The sequence below is a fragment of the Arthrobacter sp. SDTb3-6 genome (assembly GCF_013376095.1).
GTDB lineage: Bacteria > Actinomycetota > Actinomycetes > Actinomycetales > Micrococcaceae > Specibacter.
Genome location: NZ_JAAMFN010000029.1, coordinates 1 through 24,089 on the forward strand (window position 1 = coordinate 1; position 24,089 = coordinate 24,089).

At 70.4% G+C, this 24,089-nt stretch carries 20 protein-coding genes; 16 read left to right on the forward strand and 4 right to left on the reverse strand.

Annotated features, from left to right (window positions below; genetic code table 11):
- The first annotated feature begins 354 nt into the window (after positions 1–354).
- The 3 genes from G6035_RS13890 to G6035_RS13900 are packed head-to-tail and all read left to right on the forward strand — an operon-like array spanning position 355 to position 3,227.
- A complete protein-coding gene (locus tag G6035_RS13890; RefSeq protein WP_176617696.1) occupies positions 355–1,695 on the forward strand; it encodes a hypothetical protein in 1,341 nt (446 codons plus the stop codon).
- A gap of 3 nt (positions 1,696–1,698) precedes the next feature.
- Positions 1,699–2,550 (forward strand): endonuclease III, encoded by an 852-nt coding sequence (gene nth, locus G6035_RS13895; RefSeq protein ID WP_176617697.1) that lies wholly within the window; start codon positions 1,699–1,701, stop codon positions 2,548–2,550.
- Positions 2,547–3,227 (forward strand): CoA pyrophosphatase, encoded by a 681-nt coding sequence (locus tag G6035_RS13900; protein WP_176617698.1) that lies wholly within the window; start codon positions 2,547–2,549, stop codon positions 3,225–3,227. The genes nth and G6035_RS13900 overlap by 4 nt, the downstream gene beginning before the upstream one ends.
- A 49-nt stretch (positions 3,228–3,276) precedes the next feature.
- Here G6035_RS13900 and G6035_RS13905 read toward each other — a convergent pair whose 3' ends face one another.
- Complete coding sequence (locus G6035_RS13905) at positions 3,277–5,004, reverse strand: bifunctional 3'-5' exonuclease/DNA polymerase (RefSeq protein WP_176617699.1); 1,728 nt, start codon at positions 5,002–5,004, stop codon at positions 3,277–3,279.
- Between the two features lie 187 nt (positions 5,005–5,191).
- Here G6035_RS13905 and ssd point away from each other — a divergent pair, with 187 nt between their 5' ends.
- From ssd to G6035_RS13940, 7 genes are all read left to right on the forward strand, one after another.
- Complete coding sequence (gene ssd, locus G6035_RS13910; RefSeq protein WP_176617700.1) at positions 5,192–6,370, forward strand: septum site-determining protein Ssd; 1,179 nt, start codon at positions 5,192–5,194, stop codon at positions 6,368–6,370.
- Complete coding sequence (locus tag G6035_RS13915; RefSeq protein ID WP_176617701.1) at positions 6,367–7,671, forward strand: TadA family conjugal transfer-associated ATPase; 1,305 nt, start codon at positions 6,367–6,369, stop codon at positions 7,669–7,671. The genes ssd and G6035_RS13915 overlap by 4 nt, the downstream gene beginning before the upstream one ends.
- Before the next feature lie 158 nt (positions 7,672–7,829).
- Entirely contained in the window at positions 7,830–8,651 is an 822-nt protein-coding gene (locus G6035_RS13920) for a type II secretion system F family protein (protein WP_176617702.1), read from the forward strand.
- A gap of 215 nt (positions 8,652–8,866) precedes the next feature.
- Positions 8,867–9,283 carry a type II secretion system F family protein gene (locus G6035_RS13925; protein WP_256883891.1) on the forward strand — a complete coding sequence of 139 codons (417 nt, stop codon included), beginning with the start codon at positions 8,867–8,869 and terminating at the stop codon, positions 9,281–9,283.
- 205 nt (positions 9,284–9,488) lie between these two features.
- Positions 9,489–9,797, forward strand: coding sequence for a DUF4244 domain-containing protein (locus G6035_RS13930; RefSeq protein WP_176617703.1), 309 nt, complete (start codon positions 9,489–9,491; stop codon positions 9,795–9,797).
- A gap of 120 nt (positions 9,798–9,917) precedes the next feature.
- On the forward strand, positions 9,918–10,583 hold the full coding sequence (locus tag G6035_RS20645; protein WP_309145232.1) for a TadE family type IV pilus minor pilin: 666 nt from the start codon (positions 9,918–9,920) through the stop codon (positions 10,581–10,583).
- Complete coding sequence (locus G6035_RS13940) at positions 10,576–10,971, forward strand: Rv3654c family TadE-like protein (RefSeq protein WP_176617704.1); 396 nt, start codon at positions 10,576–10,578, stop codon at positions 10,969–10,971. The genes G6035_RS20645 and G6035_RS13940 overlap by 8 nt, the downstream gene beginning before the upstream one ends.
- A gap of 3 nt (positions 10,972–10,974) precedes the next feature.
- Here G6035_RS13940 and G6035_RS13945 read toward each other — a convergent pair whose 3' ends face one another.
- Positions 10,975–13,302, reverse strand: coding sequence for a DEAD/DEAH box helicase (locus tag G6035_RS13945; RefSeq protein ID WP_176617705.1), 2,328 nt, complete (start codon positions 13,300–13,302; stop codon positions 10,975–10,977).
- Positions 13,303–13,374: 72 nt separating this feature from the next.
- Positions 13,375–14,091, reverse strand: a complete 717-nt coding sequence (locus tag G6035_RS13950; protein WP_176617706.1) for a GNAT family N-acetyltransferase — start codon at positions 14,089–14,091, stop codon at positions 13,375–13,377.
- Positions 14,092–14,167: 76 nt separating this feature from the next.
- Between G6035_RS13950 and G6035_RS13955 the strand changes: the two genes are divergently transcribed.
- Positions 14,168–15,061 carry a rhodanese-related sulfurtransferase gene (locus tag G6035_RS13955; RefSeq protein ID WP_176617707.1) on the forward strand — a complete coding sequence of 298 codons (894 nt, stop codon included), beginning with the start codon at positions 14,168–14,170 and terminating at the stop codon, positions 15,059–15,061.
- A gap of 75 nt (positions 15,062–15,136) precedes the next feature.
- Here G6035_RS13955 and G6035_RS13960 read toward each other — a convergent pair whose 3' ends face one another.
- Positions 15,137–16,282 (reverse strand): hypothetical protein, encoded by a 1,146-nt coding sequence (locus G6035_RS13960; RefSeq protein ID WP_176617708.1) that lies wholly within the window; start codon positions 16,280–16,282, stop codon positions 15,137–15,139.
- Between the two features lie 252 nt (positions 16,283–16,534).
- Here G6035_RS13960 and G6035_RS13965 point away from each other — a divergent pair, with 252 nt between their 5' ends.
- The 5 genes from G6035_RS13965 to G6035_RS13985 all read left to right on the forward strand — a co-directional run bounded on the left by G6035_RS13965 (position 16,535) and on the right by G6035_RS13985 (position 23,796).
- Positions 16,535–18,265, forward strand: coding sequence for a methyltransferase (locus tag G6035_RS13965; protein ID WP_176617709.1), 1,731 nt, complete (start codon positions 16,535–16,537; stop codon positions 18,263–18,265).
- Entirely contained in the window at positions 18,262–19,011 is a 750-nt protein-coding gene (locus tag G6035_RS13970) for an MgtC/SapB family protein (protein WP_176617710.1), read from the forward strand. The genes G6035_RS13965 and G6035_RS13970 overlap by 4 nt, the downstream gene beginning before the upstream one ends.
- Before the next feature lie 120 nt (positions 19,012–19,131).
- Positions 19,132–21,882, forward strand: coding sequence for a type I DNA topoisomerase (topA, locus tag G6035_RS13975; protein WP_176617711.1), 2,751 nt, complete (start codon positions 19,132–19,134; stop codon positions 21,880–21,882).
- Between the two features lie 45 nt (positions 21,883–21,927).
- Positions 21,928–22,914 (forward strand): Ppx/GppA family phosphatase, encoded by a 987-nt coding sequence (locus G6035_RS13980; protein ID WP_176617712.1) that lies wholly within the window; start codon positions 21,928–21,930, stop codon positions 22,912–22,914.
- Between the two features lie 6 nt (positions 22,915–22,920).
- Positions 22,921–23,796, forward strand: coding sequence for a sugar phosphate isomerase/epimerase (locus G6035_RS13985; RefSeq protein WP_176617713.1), 876 nt, complete (start codon positions 22,921–22,923; stop codon positions 23,794–23,796).
- The last annotated feature ends 293 nt before the right edge of the window (positions 23,797–24,089 follow it).

Sequence of the window (24,089 nt, forward strand, 5' to 3'; positions counted from 1 at the left end):
GCTCCACGGATGCCGTGCACCCCGAATCCGGGCCCCCGCGGGCGCCTGGAAAGCGGGGCCGGCACCGTGTCCTTTTCCCAGCTTTTTCAAGTTTCACTGTAGCGTGTTGGACGCCACACCGTGTTTGCCGTCACAGGCCAAGGGGACGGGAGGGGGTGGTTATGCGCCTGACTGCGGTTTGCGCAGGCGCAGGCTGGCGGCAAGCCCGCCGGGGAGCACATCCCGCCGGCCGTGCCGAAGCCCGTTGTTGGCCACTTTTCGCCCGACATGGGGGCCTTATGCCCGTGGCCCGCTAGTGTTGGCCATCCGCGTTCACTAGGCTGTAACAGAACCGTGACTTTGAGGAGTGACCCCATGACACAGCAAAAAGCGTCAACCACCGCGGTGGCGTCGGAACGCAAGGGCCAGGCCCGGAGCAGGGCCCTGCTCGGGCCGTTGACCGTCCGTGATGTCGCCGCACTTGTTGGAGTTTTGGTAATTTTCGTAGCCTCCTTGCTGCCGCTGGTCATGGGCGCCGGATATGCCGGGAACTTCTGGAACCTCAGCCCCCTGTTCTTCCTGGTGATCGGCGTGGTCCTGCCCCTGGTGGTCGGCGCACTCTTCGTCATCCGCCGGCTGAGCCCCGAAGTGAAGCCGCGCGTCGGCTCGCTTTCGGTGGACCAGTTCGCCTCCGTGGTGGCCGGCTTCGCCACCTTGTACTTCTTTCTGGCCACCGTCACCGAATTCCGCGCGGCCTACGTGGTGGCCCTGATCGGCGCACTGGTGCTGCTGGCCGCGACCGTCTTGGTCCCCTGGATTCCGGTCTTTGCCGCCGACTTCGCCGACCGCGCCGAATCCCCCTCCCACCCGGCCGCACGCGACGCCGTGCCCGCCACCCGCCGCCCGGGCGCCCCGAAGCCGGCGCTGGCGCTCCCGGCCGGACCGTCCGCAGGTGGATCCGCCAGCCAGCCGGAACCGGTGCAGCAGGGCCGGAGCTGGAACGCCGGGTCCCCGATTGCGGGCCACACCCCCGCCGGACAAATCTTCACGCCCGCCGGCGCATCCGCCCCGGCGGCCACCGGTGCCGCAGCTTCGGGTTCGGCCACTTCGGGTACGGCTGGTGCTTCAGGTGCCCCCTCCCGGGCGGCCGCGGCCGAGGAGACTGCTGCCTCGGCGACTGCCGCTGCCGCGGCCCCTGCGGCGGATTTCGGAACTTCCGGATCGGCCACGGCCGGGACGGCCGATTCAAGCGCGGCCGCACCTGCCACGGCCGGGACGGGCAGTTCCACGGACAATGCAGTCCACGACGGCGCGCAGGATGCCGTGTCCGCCACGTCGTCCCCCACCACGGGAGAAGCCCAGGGGGCGCCGGCCCCGGTGCAGGATTCCGGCGTCGTACCTGCAGCGGAAAGCGCGCCGGCCACCACGCTCAATCCGAAGGTTGTCGGCTCCGGCCCCGCCCCCACGGAGAGCATCGGCGCAACGGTCCACCCGCAGGCCCAGCCCGTCGCGGCCGATCCGTTCTGGTTCGCCGTGGACCGCCCGCAGAATGTGGTGGATGAGCACACCCGCCAGTTCGTGTTCAAGCTGATGCCGGGTTCCTGGATCCTGGCGCTGGAGGACCGCGGAAACAGCTTCCTGGTGCAGGACAGCCATGGCAAGACGGGGCTGTTGCTGGACCTCGTGGGAGTTGAACGGGCACCGGAGGTCCAGTAGGCCTTGAAACCGGTCGAGAACGAGTCTCCGCTGGCGCTCAAGCGCCGGGCGCGGCGGATCAACCGCGAACTCGCGGAGCTGTACCCCTATGCGCACGCGGAACTGGATTTTCGCAACGCCTTTGAGCTGCTGGTGGCCACCGTGCTCTCGGCACAGACCACGGATGTGCGCGTCAACGCGGTCACCCCGGCGCTCTTTGCCCGGTACCCCAACGCGCTGGCCCTCTCGGAAGCGGCCTCGGTGGAGCTGGAGACGCTGATCAAGCCGACCGGGTTCTTCCGGGCGAAGGCAGCCAACCTGATCGCCCTGGCCACGCGCATTGTTGACCAGTACGACGGCGAGGTGCCCGGTTCCCTGAAAGCCCTCACCACCCTGCCGGGCGTGGGGCGGAAAACCGCCAATGTGGTGCTGGGGAACGCCTTTGGGGTGCCGGGCATCACCGTTGACACGCACTTCATCCGGTTGGCGCGCCGCTTTGGCTGGACCGAATCGGCGGACCCCGTGCGGATCGAGGCCGACGTTGCCGCCCTGTTTGAACGCAGGGACTGGACCATGGTCTCGCACCGGGTGGTCTTCCACGGCCGGCGCATCTGCCACGCCCGCAATCCGGCCTGCGGGGCGTGCCCCATCGCCCACCTCTGCCCCGCCTACGGTGAAGGCGAGGTGGACCCGGCCAAGGCCGCCAAGCTGTTGAAATATGAGCTGGCGCCCGGCCAGGAGGCGCTGCTGGCCCGGATGCTGGCCGACGTGGGCAGGGCCGCCGAATACCGGCAGGCATCCCAGCGCGCTGCCCGGGCGGGCGTCGCCGGGACGCCAGCTCCGGCTGCAACGCCTGCCGCCGCGGCCGCGGAATGAGCGCCTACGCGGACCTCAAGGCGCTGGCGGGGCGGGCCCGTTCCGGCGGGTTCCACGCTGCCCGCGCCGCGCTCTGGAATTCACCCATGGACCGCAGCAAGGCGCGCCCTGCGGCCGTGCTCATGCTTTTCGGGGCGCTGGACGACGTTCCGGCGGCGTCCTCCAAGCCCCTCGCCGCGGCCGAGCTGGACGTGCTGCTCATCCAACGGGCCGCGACCCTGTCCAACCATCCCGGGCAGGTGGCCTTCCCCGGCGGCGGTGTCGACCCCGGGGACGAATCCGTGCAGGCGGCGGCCCTGCGGGAAGCCGAGGAGGAAACCGGACTGGACCCGGCAGGGGTTGAAATCCTCGGTTCGCTGCCGGAAGTCCCGGTCCCGGTCAGCAACTTCATCGTCACGCCCGTGCTGGGCTGGTGGGCGCGGCAGACCCCCGTCGACGTGGTGGACTATGGCGAATCGGCCCAGGTGTTTCGCGTCCCGGTGCGCGACCTCCTGGACCCCGACAACCGCGTCACGGCAACGCTGACCCGAAACGGGCGGACGTACTGCGGCCCGGCGTTCACCGTGAACGGCGTGGTGGTGTGGGGCCTGACTGCGGGAATCCTCACCCATGTCCTGGACGAACTGGGCTGGTCTGTGCCCTGGGACGCTTCCCGGAAGATCCCGGCGCCGCTGTAGGGGCCGTCAGGAACGGCGCCGGCGGATCGGTTCCGGCGGGACCGGCAGGTCACTTCGCGTCCGCGTACGAATCCACCACTGTCACGTTGACGGGGAACTCCAGCGGAATCCGGCCAAACAACAACCGGGTGGCCACCCGCGACGACTCATGCACAATTTCCGTCACGGCGCCCACCAGGGCGTCCGGACAGTGGACCATGACTTCGTCGTGCAGGAAAAACACCAGCTCAGGGCGGGTTGTTATTGCCGTGCCGGCGGGAGCACCGCCGGCGGGCGCAAGGGCACGGTCGGGCAGCAGGGCAGGTTCGGGCGCGAGGGCGCGCAGCCGGCGCCGCAGTTCGGCCAGCCAGCAGCACGCCCACTCCGCCGCCGTTCCCTGGACCACGAAGTTGCGGGTGAAGCGGCCCCGCGAGCGTGCCGCGGATTCAGCCCGGCGCTGTTCGTCGGCGGTGCTGCTGCGCTGCCCGGCCCTCCATTGCTCCGAGACCGGGGGTGTGCTGCGCCCCAGGTGGGTGGAGACCTGTTCGCCACGTTCGCCGGCCCGGGCCGCCTCTTCCACGAATCCCACGGCCCGCGGGTACATGCGCGTCAGCTGCGGCATCAGCCTGCCCGATTCGCCCGACGTCGACCCATAAATGGCGCCCAGCAGCGCCACCTTGGCCATGGCCCGTTCGCCGCCAAAGCCCTGGGCGGCGATGCCGGCATACAGGTCCTTGTCGCGGCCGGCGGCAGCCATCGCCGAATCCTGGGCCAGGGCGGCCAGGACCCGCGGCTCCAGCTGGGCGGCATCGGCCACAACCAGCTTGAACCCGGGGTCCGCCACCGCAGCCCCGCGGATTTGCTTGGGAATCTGCATGGCCCCGCCACCGCGGGACGCCCACCGGCCGGAGACCACCCCGCCCACCAAGTACTCGGGGTGGAAACGGCCCGCACGCACCCACTGGTCCAGCCAGGCCCATCCGTTCGTGGTGAACAGCCGGCTCAGTTTGCGGTAGGCCAGCAGCGGCCCAATGGCGCGATGCTGGTATTCCTGCAACTCCCAGGACCGGGTGGACTTGGCGTCTATCCCGGCCCGGTGGAGGGCCCTCATGAGGTCTTGCGGGGAGTCCGGGTTCAGGGCCGGTGCGTCCAGGGCGGCCCGCAGTTCCACGGCCAGGGCCTCCAGTTTTGGCGGCCGGGCGTGGTCCGGCGGCTCGGTGCCCAACAGTTCATCCAACAGCCTCCTATGCAGGTCGGTGCGCCAGGGGATGCCTTCATTTTGCATCTCGGCGGCCACCAAGGCGCCGGCGGATTCCGCAGTGGTGAGAAGTGACAGCCTGGCGGGGTGTGTGGAGGAGGCAATGGCGGTTTTTTGGGCCGCAAGTTCCGCCGCCACCGCGTCCAGGCCCCAGCCGGCGTTCCTGGCGGGCTGGTCAAAGAGGCTGCCCTGGGCCGTGTCGGGGCCGGCCGCCGGCGGCAAGTCCTCGGGCGGCAGCGCCCGGGCGCGCTGCCGGTAGCCGGTCCCCGCCGTGAATTGGGAATGCAGCAGGATTGCCTGGCACAACGCCAGGTCGTGGCACCGCTCCACACGCGTGCCCGCGGCCAGCAGCCCCGGATACCAGTGTTGCGCGCGGTCCCACACCCACCGCGGCCGGTGCTCACGTTCCGTGGCCCGCACGGCCCCGGCCAGGGAGGCGGCGGCGACTTTCCGGACGTCGGATGCCGGGCTGCCGCCGTCGTCCCATAGCTGGAGCTCGACGGCGGCGGGCTCGGCTGCGGTGGCCAGTAGCGCGTACATTCCTCCATTCTCCCTTGCCTGGCGGTCCTTTCGAACATTTGCACGGGGGCCTCGGGCGGGGACCCCCTCCGGAGCTGGGATGGTCCGCCGCGGCTGCCGCCTCCACAGCCGCCCCGGCCCTCCGCCTTGTCCACATTCGGCGGCCGGCCACTGGAACGGCCGCCCGTGCCGGATGGACAGTGGATCCATGATGACACGAATGAACGCCCGCCACGGGCCGGATGCCGGACCGCATGCCGCCACGGCGGCTGCACCGCATGATGTCCCGCCGGCGTGGCTGCCGGGCCCCGGAACGACCGTCATGGTGGTCTCCGGGTCGCCCGCGCTCCACGGCGAGGTGGGGCGCGTCTGTGCGGCAGCCGCCGTCGAACTGGTCATTGCTGAAACCGTCGATCAAAGCGGAGGACGGTGGGCGGACATGGCGGCGGTCCTCATTGGCAGCGACGTGCCGGGCGGGCTGCCCGGGTGGCGCGGGCCCACCGTGGTGGTGGGGCCGGCCGGGGACGCGGGGCGGATGTGGCTGCAGGCCTCGCGGCTGGGTGCGGACCGGGTGGCCGTGCTTCCGGATTCCGCACAATGGCTGGCAAACTATTTCACCCGGTTGCGGGAGCCCGCCGCCGGGCCGGGGATTGTGGGCATCGTCGGAGGCTGCGGCGGGGCCGGGGCATCAACCCTGGCCGCCCTCGTGGCCGGGCAGGCGGCGTCGCGGGGGATCCGGGTGCTGCTGGTGGACGGCGACCCGTGGGGCGGGAACCTGGATGCTGCCGTGGCCGCGGACGCCCTCCCCGGCCTGCGGTGGCCGGATCTGCTGCACGCCTCGGGGGCCATCAACCCGGAACAGCTTGCCGCCTCACTGCCGCAGCTGGCCGGCATGTCACTGCTCTCGTGGGGTGGGGGCGCGGAGGCCGGTGGCGGTGACCGCGCCGCCGCGGAAGCGGAGGTCATGCGCGCAGCCCGCGACGCGTATGGGCTGGTGGTGGTGGACGTCGGCAGGTCGGCGGGGCCGGCGGACGGGCTGGGCATGCACTGCGACGGTTTTGTCATGCTGGTCCCGGCACGCCTGCGCGCGGCGGCCGCGGCCCAACGCGTGCTCCAGGCACTCCCCGCGGCACCCGTCGGACTGGTCGTGGCGGGGCCGCTGCGCAACGGCGTCGACGCCCACATGGTTTCCGACGCCGTTGGCGTGCCGCTGGTCGGGCACCTGCCGCGGATCAAGGGGATGGAGGAAGCGCTCGACGCCGGGCGCCTCCCCGACCTGGCCCGGCACCGGCAGGTGCGACGCCTGGCCGGCGGAGTCCTCGGCTGGCTCGCCGGGGATGCCTCACCGGAGCCCATGCCTGCCGGACGCGGGAGACGCGGACGATGACCCGCCATGCGGCCCGGGCCCCGTTCGACGCGGCCCGGCCGGCCGGACCGGCCAGTGCCCACCCCGGACGGCCCGGCCCGGCAGCTGTGGATCCGGGTCTGCTCGAAGTGGTCCGGCGATCGGTGCTGGCCGAAGCGGGGCCGGTGACCGAGCTGCGGGTGGCGTCAGCGGTGCGCGAGAGCGGCCGGCTGCTGGGTGCGGCGGGCTCGCTGGCCGCCATGGACAGGATCAATGCCGAACTCAACGGCTTGGGGCCGCTGCAGCCGCTGGCACTGGACCCGAGCGTGACCGACATTTTTGTCAACGCGCCGGATTCAGTGTGGCTGGACCGTGGCGCAGGCCCCGAACCGGTCGAAGTGTCTTTCGACGGGGAAGCCGCACTGCGCGCCCTCGCCGTGCGGCTGATCGCCGCCGGCGGCCGGCGGCTGGATGACAGCTCCCCGTGCGTCGACGTGAAGATCGCACCGGGCTACCGCATCCACGCCGTCCTGCCGCCCGTTTCCTCGAGCGGGACGCTGCTGTCGATCAGGATCGGGCGGCGCCGCTCGTTCACGCTGGGGGAACTGCAGTCCGATGGCTGTGTGCATCCGGCCGTGGCCGTCGTGCTGCGCCGCATCATCGACACCCGTCTCGGGTTTTTGGTCAGCGGTGCCACGGGGGCCGGAAAGACGACGCTGCTCGCCACGCTGCTGGGCCTGTGCCAACCCTGCGAGCGGCTTGTCCTCATTGAGGACGCGGCGGAGCTGGAACCCAACCATCCCCACGTCCTGACCTTGGAAGCCAGGCATGCCAACGCGGAGGGTGCGGGCAGCATTGACCTGCAGGAACTGGTCCGTCAGGCGTTGCGCATGAGCCCCGGGCGGCTGATCGTCGGCGAATGCCGCGGACTGGAAGTCCGGGAGCTGCTCATGGCCCTGAACACGGGGCACAGCGGTGGCGGTGGGACGATTCACGCCAACAGTGCCGCGGACGTGCCCGCCCGGTTGGCCGCGTTGGGCGTGCTGGCGGGGATGAGCATCGAGGCGGTTGCCCTTCAGGCGTCCAGTGCACTTGACGTGGTGATCCATGTCGACCGCGACGCCGGCGGGCGGCGGGTGTCCGGGATCGGGGTGGTGGGACTGCGCGACGGCCGGCTGGCCGTGGTGACGGCCCTGGCCGTGGGCCCGGCCCCGCCCTCCGCACCGGACGGTCCGTCGCCGGCAGGAGGGCAGGTGTCCATGGGACCGGCCTGGCCGGAGCTGGCGGACCGGCTGGGTCTCGACCCCGGGTTCCCCGAGGGGAGAGCACCATGGCCGCGGTGACGGTGTTCGTGCTGGCGGCCGCCGCCTGCCTGCTTTGTTCGGCACGACGCCGGCGCTGGCCCGGTCCCGCCGTGGGCGCCGGTGCCCGGCGGGCCCGTGGTCCGTTCGCAGGTGCTTGGGTGCCATGGCGGCCGCCTGGCCGGGACGGTGGCATTTCGATGCCGCGGTTGGTGAGGCAGCTGGCCGCACTGCTGGCCTCGGGACGGAACGGTCCGGTCTTGTGGGCGGCGCTCGCCGGAGTCCTGGCCACCGAGCAGTCGGCCTCCCGCCAGCGGCCCCGCGCCAACCGTTTCAGCGATGCCCCGGGCCGGAGCCCGGGGCCAAGCAGTGGTGCCGCCGGTCAGCTGCCGCGCCGCCCGGCTCCCCAGGGGGCGGCGCCGCCGGGCGAGCCGCCGGCCCTGGCCGTCATCCGGGCCGTGGAGCGTGCGAGTGCCCTGGGCCTGCCCACGGCCGACGCCATACGGTCCGCCGTGCGCCACGGCGGCAGTGCTGCGCACGGCCCGGGTCGGCGACTCTCCACGGCCGCCGGTACGGCCGGGCGGGCGGCCGTTTGGCTTGAACTTGCCGCGTGTTTTGAGGTGTGCGAAGCCAGCGGTGCGCCGGTGGCTGCCGTGTTGTCTCGGCTGGCGGACCGCCTGGAAACTGAGCAGGACACGGCGGAGCTGAGGGAAACCGCACTGGCCGGCCCCCGGGCGACTGTCCGCCTGCTCACCTGGCTGCCGTTCATCGGGCTGGGTCTTGGCACGGCCATGGGAGTGGACCCGCTTGGCGTCCTGCTGGGAGGCCCCGTCGGTTGGGCCTGCCTTGCCGCGGGCCTGGTGCTTGTGGTGGCCGGGAGGTGGTGGTCACATCGCCTGATTTCCGCGGCCGCGCGCACGCCGTCGCGGCGGGGCAGCCGGGCCGGTCCTGCCACGGTCCCATCACGTCTCCGCCGGGCGGCTGGACAAGCCGCCGGTGGCCTCGCTGACGGGCGACGGTAGTGGCGGCCCTGGGATTTTTTGCGCTGCTTGCCCTGGCGGCAGGCTGCCTGCTGGGGACCGATGCCGGGCGCCGGTGGGACGTCCGGACGGCAAATCCTGCCGGGCCCGGCCATTCCGGTGCAGGGGGTGGGCATGCAGGGGACCCCGTGGCAGCCGGTGCAGGAATGGGGCATGCAGGGAACGGGCGCGGTGCGGCGGGCGGCGGAATCGGTGACGTGCCGCTTCTCCTCGAATTGTTGGGTGCGGCCCTGGACGCAGGGCTGGCCATTCCCTGGGCGCTGGAACTGGTCGCCGGGGTCTCCACCGCACAGATCCGGACGGGCCTGTCCCAAGTGGTGGCCGGGCTTCAGATCGGGGCCTCGTGGGAGCATTCCTGGGAGGGTGTGCGGGACAGGGGCGCGGTGGGTCAACTGCATGCCGCCCTGAGCTTTGCCGCCTTGACGGGCGCGCCGGCGGCGCCGCTGCTCTACGCCGAGGCCGCCCAGCGGCGGCGGCAGGCCCAACGGGATGCCGAGAAGCGGGCCGCAGCACTGGGCGTGAAGCTTGTGGTGCCGCTCGGACTGTGCTCGCTGCCCGCGTTCATCTGCCTGGGCATCGTGCCGGTGGTGGTCGCCATGGTCCCGGCAATGTAGCGGCCGGACCACACCATGCACCACGAATTGCTCCGGTTCGTCCCTCCACAGGGGAGGCTGCGGTGCCCCGGGTCCACGATCGGCACAAGGGGGCTTTCCTCCCGCCAGCGGGCGGGGAAAAGTGGGAAACAGGTGCCGCCCCGGCGGCCCGGCGGATGCCGGCGACTGCCGGATCAGCCCACTCAAAACACAACGAGGAGTCAAGATGTACAGCACCGATTTTCACGCGGCGGCGGCACCGTCAAGTGCACCCGCAGACGGACACAGCAACGTCAGCGAGATCTTCCCGGGGGCCAGCAGCAGGCCGCCGGTCCAAGGCCGGGGGCCGGTTGCCTGGATGGGTCCCGTGGGCCGGCTGCACCGGCTGGGTTCGCAGGCAGGCATGGCGACCGCCGAATACGCGATAGCGACGTTGGCCGCCGTGGGGTTTGCCGGGTTGCTGGTGGTCATCCTCAAAAGCGACGAAGTGCGCGGGTTTTTGTTGAACATCATCCGCACGGCCCTGAGTTTCTGAGCTGGCGGGGCAAGTCGTGGGGCAAGGACGGCCGGAAGTCGGGAGGTGGTGGCGGCGATGAAGCGGCGGCGGATGCGAAAGGGCGGGCCGAGGAAACAGGACGCTGCCCGGCGCGGTTCCGTGACAGCCGAATTCGCCGTCGTCCTGCCGGCAGTGACGCTGCTGTTGGCGTTGCTGCTGCTCGGGGCCGGCGCCGGCATCCTGCAACTGAGGCTTGAGGAAGGAGCCCGGGCCGGAGCCCGCGCACTCGCCAGGGGCGAATCCTCCGCCCAGGCGGTGGACATTGCCAGCCGGGCGACCGGGGGTGCGGGCACCGTCTCGGTGGGCCGGAACGGCGGCTACGCCACCGTGACCCTTACCGGCAGGATGTCCGGACCGCTGGCCTCGATGATGCCGTGGCAGCAAAGCGCGACGGCCTCGGCACGGATGGAAAGTGACGGGTCCGCAGCACGCCGCGCAGGCACGTGGCTGCCCTGCACGGCAGCTTCGGGCGCGGCTGCGCCGGCAAGGACCGGAACGGTCACGCAGGCGGACACTCAGGCGGTCACCCAGGCGGTAGCCGTCGCTGCGGTGCCGTCCCGTGCCCGGACGGTGCCGGCTCGCGCCTGGGCCGTGCCGCCGCGGAAAACAGCCCTGTGGCGGTGGGTCCATGCCCCCAACGCCGTGGCGGGCCTGCCGGGCATGGTGCGAGTGGGAGATGGGCCGGCGGCCTGTCGGCCCGTTCCACGGGGTTGGGGCTGCGGGCCCCTGCCGGCCGCGTGCGCGGGCGGGGCAAACCATGTGTGAGCACGTGCGGAAGCACTGGCGGGCAGCTGAGCCTGAGCGTGGCTCCGGAACGGTGGTGGCTGCCGGGCTGGCCATGGCCCTGCTGATTTTGTTGGCGGGCCTGCTGGGGCTGGTTCAGGCGGCTGCCGCCGCGTCGCGGGCCGCCACGGCAGCCGACCTTGCTGCGCTCGCCGCCGCAGACGCAGCGCGCGGCCTGGCGGACGGCGATCCCTGCCAGGTTGCGGCCCGCCTCGCAGCCCGCCACGGCGCCACGCTGACCGCGTGCCAGGTTCTCGGCCCGTGGGCGGACACGGTGCAGTTGGAAGTGTCGGTCCGTACCTCGCTGCCGTGGCCCGCCCACGGTCTGGCAAGGGCGGGACCCCCGCCGGGACCCCCGCCGGGACCGTGACGGTCAGCCGGCGTGCTTGAGCAGGACGTTCAGGAGCGAGACGGCCCCCGCCTTGTCAAGCGGGTTGTTCTTATTGCCGCATTTGGGGGACTGCACGCAGGACGGGCAGCCGGAACCGCATTCGCAGGCGCTGATCGCATCGCGGGTGGCCGCGAGCCACACCCGGGCCATGCCAAAGCCTCGTTCAGCGAAGCCGGCACCGCCCGGGTGGCCGTCGTAGACAAAGATGGTCGGCTGGCCGGTGTCGGCGTGGATCGCGGTCGAGACGCCGCCCACGTCCCACCGGTCGCTGGATGCCACCAAGGGAAGGAGGCCGATCGCGGCGTGTTCGGCGGCGTGGAGCGCGCCCGGAAACTGTGGTTCCACCAGGCCGCCGTCCAGGAGCGTTCGGTTGTCCATCGTGAACCACACCGCCTTGGTGAACAAGTCCCTCGCACCGAGTTCGAGCGGTTCCTCGCCCAGGACCTCGTTGGAGATGAATGCCTTGCGCTGGAAGGACACCACCTGGGTGGTCACCTGCACCTCGCCAAAATGCATTTCAACCGGCCCCCACGTCTCATGCCGCTCCGATTCCAGCACGGCAATCTGGGTGACGTCGCGGGCCGTCGTGTAGTAGTCGGGGTTGCCGCGGCGGACCAGGGCGCAATGGTCCTGTTCATTGAGCTCGAGCACCACATAGGGTTCGCCCTGATGCACGTATACGGCCCCCTGGTGCGCCTGGTAATGCGATTGCGGGGAGTCCATGGTGCCAAGGAGCGCGCCGGTGTCGGCGTCGATGATGTTGATGGGCCCGCCGCCATCGGCGCGCAGGTTGACCATGCCCGCGGCGCTCTGCGGATGGGTCCAGAACCAGCCGGCGGGGCGCCGGCGCAGGTAGCCGTCAGCCACGAGCTGCTCTAGCAGCTTGGCCGCATTGTCGGGAAACAGGGGCAGGTCCGCATGGGTCAGGGGCAGTTCGGCGGCGGCTGCGCACAGGTGGGGGCCCAGGACATAGGGGTTGGAGGGGTCGAACACCGTGGCTTCCACCGGCACGTCGAAGATGGCCTCGGGGTGGTGCACCAGATACGTGTCCAGGGGGTCGTCGCTGGCCACAAACGCGGCCAGCGCGTCCTGGCCCGCCCGGCCGGCGCGGCCGATTTGCTGGAACAGGGACGCCCGGGTTCCGGGCCAGCCAGCCACCAGGACGGCGTCCAGGCCTGAAATGTCGATGCCCAGCTCCAGGGCGGACGTGCTGGAGACGCCCAGCAGTTCCCCGGATCGCAGGGCCCGTTCCAGGGCGCGCCGCTCCTCCGGGAGGTAGCCGGACCGGTAGGCGGCCACCCGCCCGGGCAGGCTTGGATCCACCTCATCCAACAGGCGCCGGGCCACGCTGGCGATGGTTTCGGCGCCGCGGCGGGACTTGATGAAGGCGATGGTGCGCACACGGGCGGCAACCAGGTTGGCCAGCAGGCCCGAGGTTTCGGCGATGGCGGTGCGGCGCGTCTGGGCACCGTTCTCACCCTTGAATTCGGTGAGCTCGGGTTCCCAGAAGGCCACCGTCGTGGCGCCGTGCGGCGAGGAGTCCTCGGCGACGGTGGTGACGGGTGCCCCGATCAGCCGGGAAAAGGACAGCCCCGGGTCCGAGGAGGTTGCGGAGGCGCCGATGAACACCGGGGCGGCCCCGTAGTGGGCGCAGATGCGGCGCAAGCGGCGCATGAGCACCGCCACGTGCGAGCCGAAAACGCCGCGGTAACTGTGGGCCTCGTCGATGACCACGTACTTCAGGCGACGGAAGAACCGGGCCCACCAGGTGTGGTTGGGCAGCACACCAAAGTGCAGCATGTCGGGGTTGGCCAGGACAAAGTTGGCGTGGTCGCGGATCCAGCGGCGGTCGGCCGGGGCTGTGTCGCCGTCGTAGGTTGCGGGGCGCAAGGTGGGCAGGTGGAGGGATGCCAGGGCCGCCAGCTGGTCCGCGGCCAACGCCTTGGTGGGGGAGAGGTAAAGGGCCACGGCCCCGTCGTGCTCCAGCTTGCCGGGGTGCTCGAGCACCTTCAGTTCGGCCCGGTGCACGGCATCCACCGCCGGGAGCTGGTACACCAGTGACTTGCCCGAGGCGGTGCCGGTGGCCACGACCACGTGTTCGCCGTTGTGGGCGGCGCCGGCCCCGGCAGCCTGGTGCAGCCACGGGCAATCGACGCCCAGGAGCCCGTACGCCCGGACGATGTCCGGGTGCACCCACTGCGGCCAGGGGACAGTCACTGCCTGGCGCGCCGGAATGTGGCGGACGTGCTGGAGCTGGGCGGGGCTTTCACCCCCTCCAAGGAGCGGGATCAGGGGGTCGTTGGAGGGCACCCCATCATTGTGCCACCCCGCCGTTGTGCCGCCGCAGCGCGGCGCCTGCCACCGTCCCCAGCTGGCCCCCAATCAGCCCGCTGCCATGTCCCGTTCGAGCCGGGCCCGCGGCACCAGCACGGTCACGGCGCTGACGTTGCGCCAGCCCATCTTCGCGTACAGCCGCTGCCCGTCGGTGCTGGCCAGCAACAGGCCGGTGGTGACGGGGTATTCCTTGGCACTGGCCGCCAGCGACTGCATCAGCAGCCGCCCGTAGCCCCGGCGGCGGTGGTCCGCATGGGTTTCGATTTGGTCAAAAACGGCATAGTCGCCATAAACGGCCACCTTGCCGCTGGCCAGGACCAGCCCGCCACGGGAGATGGTGCCGGAAAACCGGGCCTGGCAGGTTGACGCCGCACGGCGCCCGCCCATCCGGTCCACCTTCAGTGTCAGCTCGGGGTCGCCCAGGAAGGGGTCCTGGTTGTCCTGGATTTCCATCCGGGCCACCATCATCTGCTCCGACGCGGACAGCATGCCCAGCCCGGCGGCATGGCCCTGCGCCACGTAGCGGTGGATGTCCGGTCCCAGGACGCTCACCGCCCGGTTTTCGGCCTGGGCCACCTTGGCGGCCAGCACGGCAAAATCCGCAGGCTCCGGGTCGCTGATGAAGTATTCCCAGTCGCCGCTGCGGTCCAGGCGCAGGGCGGCGTGATAGCCGGTCTCGAAGGAGGTCCGGTAGCTGCGGAGCGCCGTCCACCCGGCAAACCAGGCGTCCAGCAGTTCCCCAAGTTCCGTGGAACCAGATGTCATTCCACCAGACTATGTCGAGGCCCGCCCAACAAGCCACGCCATGCCCGGTTTGTCTGCGCACCGTACGCTTAAATACGTGGCTTTTAACAAAATTGTGCTCTTTTATGGCTTTGCCCCGGTCCTCGACCCGGAGGCGGTGCGGCTGTGGCAGCGGGCCTTGTGCGAAAAACTGAACCTCAAGGGGCGCATCATCGTCTCCAAGGACGGCATCAACGCCACCGTCGGCGGGGACATCAGGGACCTGAAGCAGTACCTGAAAACCACGCGCGGGTATGCCGCCTTCAGGGACATCGACGTCAAGTGGTCCGACGGCACCGGCGACGACTTCCCCCGGCTGAGCGTCAAGGCCCGCGAGGAGATCGTCAGCTTCGGGGCGCCGGGCGAACTCAAGGTGGATGAAAACGGTGTGGTGGGCGGCGGCAAACACCTCAAGCCGGAGGAACTCCACGAACTCGTTGCCGCCAAGGAAGCCGGCGGCGGCGAGGTGGTGTTCTTCGACGGGCGCAACGCCTTCGAGGCCCAGATAGGCAAGTTCAAAAACGCGGTCGTTCCCGACGTCGCCACGACGCACGACTTCATCGCCGAACTGGACTCCGGCAAGTACGACAGCCTCAAGGACAAGCCCGTCGTCACCTACTGCACGGGCGGGATCCGCTGTGAAGTGCTCAGCTCGCTCATGGTGAATCGCGGCTTCACGGAGGTCTACCAGCTCGACGGCGGGATCGTCCGCTACGGCGAAACGTTCAAGGACAAGGGCCTGTGGGAAGGCTCGCTCTACGTCTTTGACAAGCGCATGCACCTCGAATTCAGCGACGAGGCGAAGACCATCGGCCGCTGCATCCGCTGCGAGCGCCCCACCAACAAGTTTGAAAACTGCTCCAACCCCGCCTGCCGCAACCTGAACCTGTACTGCGCGGACTGCTCCTCCGCCCCGGAAACGCTGCAGTGCCCCCAGGGCTGCACCACCTGACGCCTTCCCGCAACCACGCACGACGCCGGACACCCGCCCGGGTGCCCCGCGGCACCCTGCGCTGCGGCAGCCGCCCTACCCGGCAATCAGCTCCTGCACCGGTCCCTCGTGCAGGGCCAGGTAGACGCGGTTGCGCAGCCGGTTTGCCTCCCGGGCGGTGAGGGTCCGCTCCAGCGATTGCAGCGTCAGGCGCACCAGCACGTTTGCCTGCCCGGATCCAGGGCCGGCCGGGCCGGCCTCTCGTGCCACGCCCAACCTCGACAGCGCCGCCGCGGGCAGCACGGACACCGGGGTTACCGCCAGCACGTCCAGCCCTGCCAGCACATCGGCATCCGGCCCCAGCGCGGTACGGGCGGCATCCCCCAAAACCTCGGCGTCGACGTCGTCGGCGCAGAGCAGGGACAGGTCGCGGCGCACCGGCGGCATGGCGGACACGGGGCGGTACGGCAGCAGGTCCGCCATTTGGGCGGCGACGCGGGGATCGCTGGAGCGGAGCAGGCGGATGTCGTCGATGCCCTTTCGCAGCATGAGCGCCCTGTCCAGGCCCATGCCCAGCGCCAGCCCGCACCAGCGCCGCGAATCCAGCCCGGCCGCGCGCAAAACGGTGGCGGCCACCAGCCCGGCCTCGGCCAGCTCCAGCCACCCGCCGTCCACCTGGACGTCCAGCTGGACGCCGGCGGTGGTGTACGGGTGCACGCTCGGGACGGCACGCCAGCGCGTGCCGGGCAGGACGGCGTCGACCACGCTGCCCAGCATGTCCGTGAGGTCCGGCACGCCAAGCAGCCCGCGCGAGCGCAGGCGCCACAGCTCAAGCTGGTGCGGGGTGCCCACATGGGTGCGGTCCACGGCGTCGGGCCGGTACACGAGGCCCGGCAGCACGTGCAGGGTGTCGTGGCGGCCCAGTTCGGGGCGCAGTGAATCGAGGACGGCGGGCATGCCCGCGGAGGTGTGGCTGCGCAGCATGACGGTGGGGCTGACGTGGCGGGAATAGCGTGCATCGCAGGTGACGTCGCCGCTGCTGAAGCCCAGGCGGTCGTAGTTGTCGCGGGTGGAGACCAGCGGGCCGGGCCTGTGCACCTCAAGCGGCACCTCCCAGTGCGCGGCAAGGGCGCCGGAAACGACAGCCGAGAGCTGCGCGAGGGCATGGCCGGAGGCGGGGTCGCTCAGGTCGGGGATGGCCAGGGCGGCGCTGAGCTCAGCGGGGGAAAGACAGGCATGCATGGGTGAATCCTTTGAAGTCCGGGAGGCGGTGGGCACGAACCCCTCAGCCGCTGCCGGATGGACTCAGCGCGTCAGCGAAGCAGCCCATGCGGCCAGAGGCGGCCGAGGGCAGGTAAATCGCTGGACAAGGTGCATGCTGCCATCGTACTCCCCAGGCCCTCCCACTGCTCGCTCGCGGGGCGAGCTTGCTGCGGGGCCCTCCCGATCCACCCGAGGGGCCCCTGAATCCACCAAACTCGTTAGGCTGGGAGAATGACCGATTTCGCCACCGTCCCGGATGCCCCGCGCAGCGACGACCCCGCCCTGCTGGCGTCCCTCGCGGCAGGCCTGGCCGCCCTGGACTACACGGTCGACGGCGTGGCAGCGCTCCTTGGTGCCGAAGCCCACCAGGCGCTGGGCCGGGACCAGGTGGTCCCGGCGCTGCTCGCGCTGCGCGGACGGACCGAACCGCTGGCCACGGTGGTCCGGCTGTGGCTGCTGGCCGAGCCCGTCGACCGTGCCGCGCTCGCCAACGCCCTGCCCGGCACCGGTCCACGGGTGCTCGAAGCCCTGGGCCTGGTGGAGGCCGCCGGGACACACCAGCTGCGCGCCGCCGTCGACCTGCGCCCCTACGGCTGGCCGGCCGAAACGCCGGACGGTGCCGGCACCGACCTCTGGGTGGCCAGCGACCTCGGTGCCCACCAGCGGCCCGGCGTGCTGCGCCACGACCACGTGCTTGGCATCGGCCAGGCGTCGCTGACCCTGGCGCAGGGCACCATCCGGCGCGTGGTGGGCCGCGCCCTCGACCTGGGCACGGGCTGCGGCATCCAGCTGTTCCACCTGCTCCACCACGCCGGCACGGTGGTCGCCACCGACATCTCGGTCCGCGCGCTGGCCTTCACCCGCTTCAACCTGCTGCTCAACGCACCCTCGCTGCGCCTGTCCGCAGCCGACCTTGACCCCGCCAACCGGGACGCGCGCGTGTCGCTGCGGCTGGGCAGCCTCCTGGATCCGGTGGCCGGCGAATCCTTCGACCTGGTCGTCTCCAACCCGCCGTTCGTCATCACGCCCCGGCACCGCGGCGAGGACACCGGCGAACAATTCACCTACCGCGACGGCGGCCTGGCCGGCGACGCCATCGTCGAAACCCTGGTGCGGGAACTGCCCGGCATCCTGGCACCCGGCGGCATCGCGCAGATGCTCGGCAACTGGGAAGTGGGGGCGGACGACGCCGGTGCCGGGCCCGGGTGGGCCGCCCGTCCCGGGCAGTGGGTTCCGGACGGGGTGCAGGCCTGGTTCATCCAGCGAGAGCAGCTCAGCCCCGGTGCCTATGCCGAAACCTGGCTGCAGGACGCCTCCCAGGGGCGGGACAGGCAGGCCTACGCCGACGCCTACGCGGACTACCTCCACGACTTCGCCACCCGCAACGTGGCCGGAATCGGCTTTGGCTACATCCTGCTGCGCAAACCGGATGCCGTCCAAGACGGGGCCGCACCGGGACCGGCCTCACCCGGCGGCGATGCACCGTTCCACACCTCCGCACGCTTTGAGGAAATCCTGTACCCCGTGGAGCAGCCCGTGGGCCCTCACCTGGCGGCGGTCCTGGACCGGGAGGCCTGGCTGGACGCCCGGAAGTCCATCCTGGGCGAGTACCTGGTGGTGGCCGGGGACGTCACGGAGGAACGGCACCAAAAACCCGGCGCCGAACACCCCGGCGTCATCCTGCTGCGCCAGGGGGCGGGGCTGCGCCGCACCAACCTGCTCAGCACCGAACTGGCCGGCTTTGTCTCCGCCAGCGACGGCGACCTCACCGTGGGCCAGCTGATCGGCGCGCTCGCAGGGCTGCTGGAGCGGCCCGATGCGGGCTTCGCCGACAGCCTGTACGGCGAGGTGCGCAACCTGGTCCGCGACGGCTTCCTGGTGCCGGCAGACCTCACTGCCGAACCGCCCGCCGACGTCCCTGCCGACAGCGCCCCCGACGGAACCGCCGGGACGGCGCCATGATCCTTGCCGCCAACGCGCCGTGGTGGGCCATCCTGCTGTGCCTGGTGGCCGCCGTCGTCCTGCCCACGTTGATCGGCCTGGAACGCCAGGTCAACAACAAGTCGGCCGGGATGCGCACGCACGCCTTGGTGGGCCTGGGTGCGGCGTTGTTCGTGGTGGTCAGCAAGTACGGCTTTTCCGACGTCCTGGAAACCAACCTGGTCCGGCTGGACCCGTCCCGGGTGGCCGCCCAGATCGTGACCGGGATCGGCTTCATCGGCGCCGGGCTGGTGTTCGTGCGCCGCAACAAGGTCCGTGGACTGACCACGGCGTCGTCCATCTGGCTCACGGCGGCGGTGGGCGCGGCAGCCGGTGCCGGGCTGGTGCTGTATGCGGCATTCACCACGGCCGCGTACTTCCTGATTGTGCTGGCCTACTCGAAGGTCCTCGAACGCGGGCGGCTGTTTGGCCGCAGGTACCACGTGCTGCAGGTGCAGTATGTCGACGGCACGGGTGCGCTGCGGGAGATCCTGCAGGCCTGCACGCAACAGGGCTTCCAGATCCTCGGCTTCAACACCCGCTCCGTTCCCGAGGGCGGGGAGAGCACCGTGGGGCGGCTGCTGAACACCGAAGCGCTGCCGGAATCGGTCCGCCTGGTGGAGGTCGAGCTGGAAATTGAGGGGCTCGGGGAGAAGGGCGGCCTGCTCTCGGAACTGGCCCGCCTGCCCACGATTGCCGCCGTGACGTTCGACGACGAAATCGAGTAGGCGCGCGCCTGCCCAAAGCGGCCCGGATTCGCCTCCAATACGTGTTCGCGGTAAAAATATGGTGAACTAGGCTCATGGGGGGCGCCTCCCGCCCACCCTTTCATTCCCTGTAGGAGTACCGTGCCAAGCAAGGCAGCCAACAAGCCAAAGACCGGCAAGAAGCTCGTCATCGTCGAGTCCCCTGCCAAAAGCAAGACCATCGCCAAGTACCTGGGCGAGGGGTTCGTCGTCGAAGCTTCCATTGGCCACATCCGCGACTTGCCGCAGCCTTCGGACCTGCCCGCAGAGTTGAAAAAGTCCCCCATCGGCAAGTTTGCCGTGGACCTGGAAAACGGCTTCAAGCCGTACTACGTCATCTCCCCGGACAAGAAAAAGAAGGTGGCGGAGCTCAAGGCGCAGCTCAAGGACGCCGACGAACTGTACCTCGCCACCGATGGGGACCGCGAAGGCGAAGCCATCGCGTGGCACCTGCTCGAGGTGCTCAAGCCCAAGGTCCCGGTGCACCGCATGACGTTTGCGGAAATCACCAAGGAGTCGCTGCAGCGCGCCTTGGGCAACCTGCGCGAGCTGGACACCGACCTAGTGGATGCGCAGGAAACCCGCCGCGTCCTGGACCGGCTGTACGGCTATGAAATTTCCCCCGTGCTCTGGCGCAAGGTCTCCCGCGGCCTGTCAGCCGGGCGTGTGCAGTCCGTGGTGACCCGCATGGTGGTGGAGCGCGAACGCGAGCGCATGGCGTTCCGGTCCGCCGGCTACTGGGACCTGCTGGGCACTTTCGCCCCGGACGCCTCCGCCGGCGAGCCGTTCAGCGCCAAGCTGACCGCCGTGGACGGCAAACGTGTCGCCTCCGGCCGCGACTTCAACGACAAGGGCGAGCTGACCGGCAAGAACGTCGCCCATTTGGACGAGGCAGCCGCCACGGCGCTTGCCGCCGGCCTGCAGGACGCGGACTTCGCCGTCCGCTCCATGGAGCACAAGCCCTACACCCGCCGGCCCGCCGCGCCGTTTACGACCTCGACCCTCCAGCAGGAGGCCGGGCGGAAGCTGCGCTTCTCCTCCAAGTCGACCATGCAGACCGCCCAGCGGCTGTATGAAAACGGCTACATCACCTACATGCGTACGGACTCCTCCGCGCTGAGCGACGAGGCCGTCAACGCCGCCCGCCGCCAGGCCTCGGAACTGTACGGCCCCGAATTTGTGCCCGCCGCCAAGCGCGTCTATGCGAACAAGAGCTCCAACGCGCAGGAGGCCCACGAGGCCATCCGCCCCGCCGGCGACTCCTTCCGCACCCCGGCCCAGGTGGCCGGCGCCCTGCGCGGCGACGAATTCAGGCTCTACGAGCTGATCTGGAAGCGCACCGTCGCCTCCCAGATGGCCGACGCCAAGGGCTCGACGGCGACCATCAAGCTGGGTGCCGCAACGGTGGCCGGGGCAGCCGCCGGGCAGGACGCCGAGTTCTCCGCCTCCGGCACCGTGATCACCTTCCGCGGCTTCCTGGCCGCCTACGAGGAAGGCCGCGACGAATCCCGCAACGCCGCCGACGAGTCGGACCGCCGCCTGCCCAACGTCAAGGAAGGGGACGTGCTCAAGGCCGCCGACGTCACGGCCAGCGGCCACGAAACCTCCCCGCCGCCGCGCTTCACGGAAGCGTCGCTGACGAAGGAAATGGAAGAGCGGGACATTGGCCGCCCGTCCACCTACGCCTCCACGCTGTCCACCATCATGGACCGCGGCTACGTGCGCAAGCAGGGTTCGGCGCTGATCCCCACCTGGATCGCCTTCTCTGTGATCCGCCTGCTGGAGCAGCACTTCACCTCCTACGTCGACTACAAGTTCACCGCCGGCATGGAGACCGGCCTGGACAGGATCGCCAACGGCGAGGACAAGGGCTCGGACTGGCTCAGCCACTTTTACTTTGGCGACGACTCCGACGCCGGCCTGCTCGCGATCGTGAACAACCTGGGCGAGATTGACGCCCGGGACATCAACTCGATCAAGATCGGCGACAACCTGGTCCTGCGGGTCGGCAAGTTCGGCCCGTACCTGGAAAGCACCGTGCCCACCCTGGACCCCAAGACCGGGGAAATCATCGAGGCCGCACGCGCCAACGTCCCCGAGGACCTGGCCCCGGACGAGCTCACCCCGGCCAAGGCGCAGGAACTCATGGAGACGGCCGCCCCCGAGGAGCGGGTGCTCGGCGTCGAGGAGGCCACCGGCCGGACCATCGTGGCCAAGAACGGCCGCTACGGCCCGTACGTCACCGAGGTCATTCCGGAACTGACCGAGGAGGAAATCGCCAACCAGCCGGTCGAGTACTACAAGAACGGCAAGCCGAAGCCGCCGAAGAAGCCCGTCAAGGCCAAGCCGCGCACCGGGTCGCTGTTCAAGTCGATGACCGTGGACACCGTCACGCTGGAGGAGGCGCTGGCCATCATGAGCCTGCCCCGCGTGCTGGGCACCGACGCCGAAGGCGCCGAGATCACGGTGCAGAACGGCCGGTTCGGCCCGTACCTGAAAAAGGGCTCCGACTCCCGCTCCATCGGCTCGGAGGAGGAAATCTTCACCATCACGCTCGAGGCGGCCCTGGAGATCTACTCCCAGCCGAAGCAGCGCGGCGCCCGTGCCGCGGTTCCCCCGCTGGCGGAGTTTGGCGACGACCCGGTCTCCGGGAAGAAGATCGTGGTGAAGGAAGGCCGCTTTGGCCCGTACATCACCGACGGCGTCACGAACATCACCGTGCCGCGCGGGACGGATGTGGCGGAACTCACGCACGAGGCCGCCGTCGGGCTGCTGGCGGACAAGCGCGAGCGCGGCCCGGTCAAGCGGACCGCCAAGGCGCCGGCCAAGCGGAAAGCCCCGGCGCGAAAGTAGCCGGGCCGGACCGTGTTCGGGACTGGAACGCGCAATAATGGGCACATGAGATTAGGCGTGCTCGACATCGGTTCCAACACGGTCCACCTGCTGCTTGTTGACGCCCGCCCGGGGGCCAACCCCGTGCCGTATGCTTCGCACAAGCGTGCCCTGAGCCTGGTGCAGTACCTGGACGGCGACGGCAACATCAACGATGAGGGCCAGACCGAGCTAATCGAATTCATCCTGGAGGCGTGGGAGTTCGCGGCCAAGCACCGGGCCAAGGACCTGCTGGCCTTTTGCACCTCCGCGATCCGCGAGTCGACCAACGGCGCGGCCGTGCTGGCCCGCGTGCAGCATGAAACCACGATCGCGCTGACGGAGCTCACCGGCGACGAGGAATCCGCCATGACGTTCTTTGCCGTGCGCCGCTGGCACGGCTGGGGCGCCGGGACCATCCTGAACCTGGACATTGGCGGAGGCTCCCTTGAAATCGCCCAGGGGTCCAACGAGCTGCCCGACCTGGCCCATTCGGTGCCGCTGGGCGCCGGCCGGCTTACGCGCGACTGGCTTACCGAGGACCCGCCCACGGCCAAGAGCGTCAAGGAGCTGCGCAAGCACATCAAGGCGACCCTGAAGGGGCCCGTCGCCGCCACGCAGGCACTTGGCGCGCCCAACATCGTCACGGGCTCCTCCAAGACGTTCCGGGCGCTGGCCCGCATTACCGGGGCGGCTCCGTCGGCCATGGGGCCCTACGTGAAGCGCGAGCTGCACCTGACCGACCTGGGGCTGTGGAGCCAGCGGCTGTCCGCGATGTCCTCGGCGGACCGGCTGCACCTGCCCGGCGTGTCCGTGGCGCGGGCCAGGCAGGTGCTGGCCGGGGCGCTCGTGGCGCAAACGGCCCTGGAACTGTTCAAGACCCAGTCCCTGCAGATCAGCCCGTGGGCGTTGCGCGAGGGGTTGATCCTGCGGCGCCTGGACCAGCTGGTCTTTGACGGCCCGTTGGATCCGCCCGCGCATGTGGGTAGGCTGACCAATTCGGCAACCCTTTAGGCGGTCATGAACACACCACGGACGGATTCCACCCCCTCGGACGGCACGGCGCCGCCGGCCGGCACGGCGGCGGCAGGCGGCCAGGTGCCCCGGCGCCCCATCCCGGTGGCGCTGTCCACGGCGTCGGTGTACCCGCTGAGCGTGCACGACGGTTTCGCCGTGGCCGCGGACCTGGGCTACGACGGCGTCGAGGTGCTCGTGACCCACAACGGCGACAGCCAGGACGCCCGCGCCCTGTCCACCCTGGCCGAACGCTATGACCAGCCAATCCTGGCCATCCACGCACCCACGCTGCTGCTGACCCAGCAGGTGTGGGGCAGCGCCTGGAACAAGGTCCAGCGCTCCGCCCAGATGGCCGTGGACGTTGGCGCCGACGTCGTGGTGGTGCACCCGCCGTTCCGCTGGCAGAACGACTACGCGGAGACGTTCGCGCACGGCGTGCGGGACATTGCCGATGCGTTCGGGGTGCGCATCGCCGTGGAAAACATGTACCCGTGGCGGGTCCGCGGCCGGGAGGCCCTGGCCTACCTGCCGCACTGGGACCCGGTGCCGCTGGACTACCGGGACGTCACCTGGGACTTCTCCCACGCCGCCTCCGCCGGGGCCTCCAGCCTGGACGCCGCGAAGGCACTGGGATCCCGGCTGCGGCACATCCACCTGACGGACGGCATCTCGCCCTCGACCAAGGACCAGCACCTGATCCCCGGCCACGGCACGCAGGAGTGCATGGAGGTGCTCCAGCACATTGCCGGCAACGGCTTTGACGGCGCCGTGGTGGCCGAGATTTCCACCCGGAAGGCCAAGGGCGCCGGCCAGCGCGAGGAATGGCTGGCCGAAACCCTCGAATTCGCCCGCGTGCACCTGGGCCAGACCATCGCCTGACAGCCCGGAGCCGGCCAACCGGACCCCACGCCTTAACAACGCTCGGTTGCAATCGGGGGTGTTTGGGGCAACGCTTCCGCACCCGGCGCGGGAGCGTGGGGAAAAACACCCCCGGTTGCGCGGGAGCGTTTGTTGGTTGCTGCCTGGGCCGGGGCCTGGGGCATGGGACCGGGGCTTGGTGGACCAGGGCCTGGGGCTTAACGGCCTGGGGCTTAACGCGAAATCGCCGGAGAACATGTGGCCAGTGGATGGGGGGAAACACTGGCGAGTTCTCCGGCGATTTGACTGGTCTT

Bases quoted from the DNA above. Each gene is read 5' to 3' on its own strand.
- G6035_RS13930 (WP_176617703.1), top strand. From the start codon at position 9,489: ATGTACAGCACCGATTTTCACGCGGCGGCGGCACCGTCAAGTGCACCC.
- G6035_RS13940 (WP_176617704.1), top strand. From the start codon at position 10,576: ATGTGTGAGCACGTGCGGAAGCACTGGCGGGCAGCTGAGCCTGAGCGT.
- ssd (WP_176617700.1), top strand. From the start codon at position 5,192: ATGATGACACGAATGAACGCCCGCCACGGGCCGGATGCCGGACCGCAT.
- G6035_RS13960 (WP_176617708.1), bottom strand. From the start codon at position 16,282: ATGCATGCCTGTCTTTCCCCCGCTGAGCTCAGCGCCGCCCTGGCCATC.
- G6035_RS13985 (WP_176617713.1), top strand. From the start codon at position 22,921: ATGAACACACCACGGACGGATTCCACCCCCTCGGACGGCACGGCGCCG.
- G6035_RS13915 (WP_176617701.1), top strand. From the start codon at position 6,367: ATGACCCGCCATGCGGCCCGGGCCCCGTTCGACGCGGCCCGGCCGGCC.
- G6035_RS13965 (WP_176617709.1), top strand. From the start codon at position 16,535: ATGACCGATTTCGCCACCGTCCCGGATGCCCCGCGCAGCGACGACCCC.
- G6035_RS13905 (WP_176617699.1), bottom strand. From the start codon at position 5,004: ATGTACGCGCTACTGGCCACCGCAGCCGAGCCCGCCGCCGTCGAGCTC.
- G6035_RS13920 (WP_176617702.1), top strand. From the start codon at position 7,830: ATGCCGCGGTTGGTGAGGCAGCTGGCCGCACTGCTGGCCTCGGGACGG.
- G6035_RS13980 (WP_176617712.1), top strand. From the start codon at position 21,928: ATGAGATTAGGCGTGCTCGACATCGGTTCCAACACGGTCCACCTGCTG.
- G6035_RS13890 (WP_176617696.1), top strand. From the start codon at position 355: ATGACACAGCAAAAAGCGTCAACCACCGCGGTGGCGTCGGAACGCAAG.
- G6035_RS13970 (WP_176617710.1), top strand. From the start codon at position 18,262: ATGATCCTTGCCGCCAACGCGCCGTGGTGGGCCATCCTGCTGTGCCTG.
- G6035_RS13950 (WP_176617706.1), bottom strand. From the start codon at position 14,091: ATGACATCTGGTTCCACGGAACTTGGGGAACTGCTGGACGCCTGGTTT.
- G6035_RS13900 (WP_176617698.1), top strand. From the start codon at position 2,547: ATGAGCGCCTACGCGGACCTCAAGGCGCTGGCGGGGCGGGCCCGTTCC.